This window comes from Oceanicola sp. S124 (assembly GCF_000220565.1).
Taxonomy (GTDB): Bacteria; Pseudomonadota; Alphaproteobacteria; order Rhodobacterales; family Rhodobacteraceae; genus Pseudooceanicola.
The window spans coordinates 1-4,892 of record NZ_AFPM01000229.1; the positions used below are offsets into that span (position 1 = coordinate 1).

A 4,892-nucleotide genomic window follows, 5' to 3' on the forward strand; every position below is an offset into this window, starting at 1 on the left:
CCGCGCTGCTGTTGCTGAGCCTCGCCGCCCGGCTGCTGCGTGGCCTCGCCGCCCGGCTGGCCCGCGTGGCACGCGGCCGCCCGGCGCTTCGCTGGGCCGCCGCCGCCATCGCCGGGCCGGGCACCGAGGTGCTGCCGGTAATCCTGTCGCTCGGCCTCGGCCTCTCGGTGCTGTCCTCCGTCGGCCAGATCGACGGCAACATGCGCGCCGCCATCGCCGAGGAGTTGCCCGAGCGCGCCCCCAGCTTCTTCGCCGTCGATATCCAGCCCGACCAGATGCCCGCCTTCATCGAGCGGATAGAAGGTGATCCCCAGATCAGCCGCAACGACCGCGCGCCGATGCTGCGCGGGGTGATCACGCAGATCAACGGACGTCCGGCGCAGGAGGTCGCAGGCGAGCATTGGGTGCTGAACGGCGACCGCGGCGTCTCTTATGCCGACGCCAGGCCCGCCAACACCACCGTGACCGAGGGGGAGTGGTGGCCCGAGGGCTACAACGGCCCGCCCCAGGTCTCGGTCTCCGCCGAAGAGGGCGCCGAGCTGGGCCTGACCCTTGGCGACCAGCTCACCGTCAACATCCTCGGCCGCGACATCGAGGCAAAGGTCACCTCCTTCCGCGAGGTCGATTTCTCGACCGCCGGCATGGGTTTCATCCTGGTGATGAACGAGGCCGCCCTGGCCGGGGCGCCGCACAGCTGGATCGCGACGATCTACGCCGAGGAGGCCGCCGAGCCGGCGATCCTGCGCGATATCGGCCGCGACTTCCCCAACGTGACGGCCATCTCGGTGCGTGAAGCGATCACCCTTGTCACCGACCTGCTGGCCTCCATCGGCGCCGCGACCTCCTGGGGGGCGGCGATCACCCTGGTGACCGGCTTCCTGGTGCTGATCGGTGCGGCGCTCTCGGGCGAGAGGGCCCGCTCCTATGAGGCGGCCGTGCTGAAGAGCCTCGGTGCCAGCCGCCCCCGCATCCTCGCCAGCTTCGCCCTGCGCGCGGCGCTCATGGGCGCGGGCGCCGGGCTGGTGGCTCTCCTCGCAGGCATCCTCGGCGCTTGGGCGATCTGCCATTTCGTACTGGAAACAAGCTATTCCGTGATCTGGCCAAATGCCCTCGCGGTGGTTCTGGGTGGCCTCGCCCTCAATCTCGCCGCCGGGTTGCTCTTCGCCTGGCGCCCGCTCTCGGTACGCCCGGCGCAGATCCTCAGGGCCCAGGACTGAGCGGGGAGAGGGGGCTTCGCCCCCCGGCCCTGTGGGCCTTCCCCCAGAGTATTCCCAGCCTGGTGATGCGACAGGAAGCGCCCTCCCGGCTCCACCGGCGGGAGATACTCAGAAGGCCTCTCTGACCGGGCCCGAAAGCAACCTCCTTTGGCCAAGGGGGGCCTGCCTCCCCTGCCAGAGGCGCAGGGTTCGACCCTCCTCCCCACTCCGCATCATCACCAGGCTGAAAATACTCCGGGGGAATCTCCGAAGGAGATGGGGGCAGAGCCCCCTGCCCCCGTCCGCTGGCACCTTAGCTCGCAAGGCGGATGTGCGCTCGCAAAAGGCACCCGTGGGGGGCGGGGCTTGCCCCGCCCCCACTACGTCATTCCGCCGCTTCGGAATATTCGCTCATCGGCGGGCAGGTGCAGGTCAGGTTGCGGTCGCCCCAGGCATTGTCGACCCGGTTGACCGGCGGCCAGTACTTGTCGACGCGGAAGGCGCCCGGCGGGAAGCAGCCTTGCTCGCGGCCATAGGCTCGATCCCAGTCGGCGGCGACGAGGTCCTCGACCGTGTGGGGGGCGAACTTCAGCGGGCTGTCGTCGGGGCCCATGCGGCCCTCCTCGATATCCGTGACCTCGGCGCGGATCGCCAGCATGGCGTCGCAGAAGCGATCGAGCTCGGCCTTGGTCTCGGACTCGGTCGGCTCGACCATCAGGGTGCCGGGGATCGGGAAGGACATGGTCGGCGCGTGGAAGCCGCAGTCGACCAGCCGCTTGGCCACGTCATCCACCGTCACGCCCGCGCTCTTCTCGAAGGGCCGGGTGTCGAGGATGCACTCATGCGCCACACGGCCCGTGGGACCCTTGTAGAGCACCTCGTAGGCGCCCTTCAGGCGCGCCGCGATGTAATTGGCGTTCAGGATCGCAACCCGCGTCGCCTGGGTCAGCCCCTCACCCCCCATCAGCAGGCAATAGGCCCAGCTGATCGGCAGGATGGACGGAGACCCATAGGGCGCCGCCGAAACTGCCCCCGTGGTGCCATGGGCCACATGGCCCGGCAGGTGCTCGGCCAGGTGGGCGCCGACGCCGATCGGGCCCATGCCGGGGCCGCCACCGCCATGGGGGATGCAAAAGGTCTTGTGCAGGTTCAGGTGGCTGACATCGCCCCCCAGATCACCGGGGCGGGCAAGGCCCACCATGGCGTTCATGTTGGCACCGTCGATATAGACCTGACCGCCATGGTCATGGGTGATCTTGCAGACCTCGCGCACGGTCTCCTCGAAGACGCCGTGGGTCGAGGGATAGGTGATCATGCAGGCTGCGAGGCTGTCCGAGTACTGCTGCGCCTTCTCGAGGAAATCGCCGAGGTCGATATCGCCATTGTCGCGCGACTTGACCGGCACGACCTTCCAGCCGGCCATCTGGGCCGAGGCCGGGTTGGTGCCATGGGCCGAGGTCGGGATCAGGCAGACGTTGCGCTGCCCCTCGCCGCGCGCGGCGTGGTAGCGCCGGATGGTCAGCAGGCCCGCGTATTCCCCCTGCGCGCCGGAATTGGGCTGCATCGAAAACGCCGCATAGCCCGTCACGTCACAGAGCTTGGCCGACAGGTCCTCGATCAGCTGGCCATAGCCCGCCGCCTGTTCCTTCGGCGCGAAGGGGTGCAGCGCGCTGAACTCGGGCCAGGAGATCGGCTCCATCTCCACCGCCGCGTTCAGCTTCATGGTGCAGGAGCCCAGCGGGATCATCGCCCGGTCCAGCGCCAGGTCGCGGTCGGCGAGACGGCGCATGTAGCGGGTCATCTCGGTCTCGGCGCGGTTCATGTGGAAGATCTCATGCGCCAGGTAGCCGCTTTCGCGCACCAGTGCGTCGGGCAGGCGGTACTCATGCGGCTCGACGACGTCTTCGCGGATGATGCCGAAGGCGCGCCAGACCGCTTCGATGGTCGCCGGGCGGGTGCATTCGTCCAGCGCGATGCCGACCTTCGTCTTTCCCACGGCACGCAGGTTCAGCCCCTCGTCGCGGGCCGATTTCAGGACCGCCGGTTGCAGCGCCCCGACCTCGACATGGATGGTGTCGAAGAAGACCTCGGGGCCGACCTCGAAACCGGCCTCCTCGAAACCCTTCGCCAGGCGCACCGCCTTGCGGTGGATGCGCTGCGCGATGCCCTTCAGGCCCTCGGGCCCGTGGAAGACCGCATACATCGAGGCCATTACCGCCAGCAGCGCCTGCGCCGTGCAGACGTTGGAGGTCGCTTTCTCGCGCCGGATATGCTGCTCGCGCGTTTGCAGCGCCAGCCGGTAGGCGCGGTTGCCACGCGCGTCGATGGAGACCCCGACGATCCGGCCCGGCATCGAGCGCTTGTAGGCATCGCGGCAGGCCATGTAGGCGGCATGGGGGCCCCCGTAGCCAAGCGGCACGCCGAACCGCTGGGTCGAGCCCACGGCGATATCCGCGCCCATGGCGCCCGGTTCCTTCAGCAGGCAGAGCGCCATGATGTCGGCGATGACGATGCCGATGGCCTTGGCGGCGTGCAGGGCCTCCATCTGGGCGGTGAAATCCACGACCTCGCCATGGGTGCCGGGGTACTGGAAGATGGCGCCGAAGACGGCTTCCGCGTCCAGATCGGCGGGCTTGCCCACGATCACCTCGATGCCCAGGGGCTCGGCGCGAGTGCGGATCACGTCGATGTTCTGGGGATGGCAGCCCTCGTCGACGAAGAAGGCCTTCGCCTTCGACTTGGCAACGCGCTGCGCCATGGTCATCGCCTCGGCCGCCGCCGTGGCCTCATCCAGCAGCGAGGCATTGGCGATCTCGAGGCCGGTCAGGTCAGACACCATGGTCTGGTAGTTCAGCAGCGCCTCGAGGCGGCCCTGGCTGATCTCGGGCTGATAAGGCGTGTAGGCCGTGTACCAGGCGGGGTTCTCCAGGATGTTGCGCTTGATCGCCGGGGGGGTGATCGTATCCGCGTAGCCCTGCCCGATGAGCGAGGTGAAGACCTGGTTCTTCTTCGCCACCCCGCGCATGAACTTCAGCAGCTCGGCTTCCGAGAGGGCGGGGCCGAACTCCAGCGCCTCGTCCTGGCGGATCGCCTTGGGCACGGTCTGCTCGACCAGCTGGTCGAGGCTCTCGGCGCCCACGACCTGCAGCATCTCGGCCATCTCGGCGGGCGAGGGGCCGATGTGGCGGCGGTTGGCGAAGTCGTAGGGGCGGTAGTCGGTCGGGGTGAAGGGCATGTCAGCTCCTGTCAGATGCGCGGACGCGCGGATGAGCGCAGGGGTTCAGGCGGGCCGGTTGGCCTGCCTGTCGGTCCTCAACTGGGCCACCCGGGGTCTTGGGCGGCGCTGGAAATAGCGATCAGCCGATGTAGGCCAGATAGGCGGCCTCATCCATGTAGTCGTCCATCTGGGACGGATCGGCCGGCTTGATCTTGAAGAACCAGGCTTCGCCGGTCGGATCCTCACCCACCTTGCCCGGATCCTCGACCAGCGGTTCGTTGACCTCGACGATCTCGCCGTCGATCGGGGCCAGGATGTCCGAGGCGGCCTTGACGCTTTCGATCACAACGACCTCGTCGTCCTTGTTCACCTGGGTGCCGACCTCGGGCAGCTCGACAAAGACGATGTCGCCCAGCTGCTCGGCGGCATGTTCGGTGATGCCCACCACGATCAGGTCGTCTTCGGGCGCAGCCATTCAT

The 4,892-nt window shown here is 68.3% G+C and carries 3 protein-coding genes; 1 reads left to right on the plus strand and 2 read right to left on the minus strand.

The annotated features are described in order from the left end of the window. The coding region (locus OS124_RS0115715) for an ABC transporter permease (RefSeq protein ID WP_010140730.1) at positions 1-1,217 on the plus strand (1,217 nt) is incomplete at its 5' end. A gap of 364 nt (positions 1,218-1,581) precedes the next feature. Here the strand turns inward: OS124_RS0115715 and gcvP are convergent. Both gcvP and gcvH read right to left on the minus strand, forming a co-directional pair. Further along, complete coding sequence (gene gcvP / locus OS124_RS0115720; RefSeq protein WP_010140731.1) at positions 1,582-4,431, minus strand: aminomethyl-transferring glycine dehydrogenase; 2,850 nt, start codon at positions 4,429-4,431, stop codon at positions 1,582-1,584. 121 nt (positions 4,432-4,552) lie between these two features. Next, positions 4,553-4,888 (minus strand): glycine cleavage system protein GcvH, encoded by a 336-nt coding sequence (gene gcvH, locus OS124_RS0115725; protein WP_010140732.1) that lies wholly within the window; start codon positions 4,886-4,888, stop codon positions 4,553-4,555. Between the last annotated feature and the right edge of the window lie 4 nt (positions 4,889-4,892).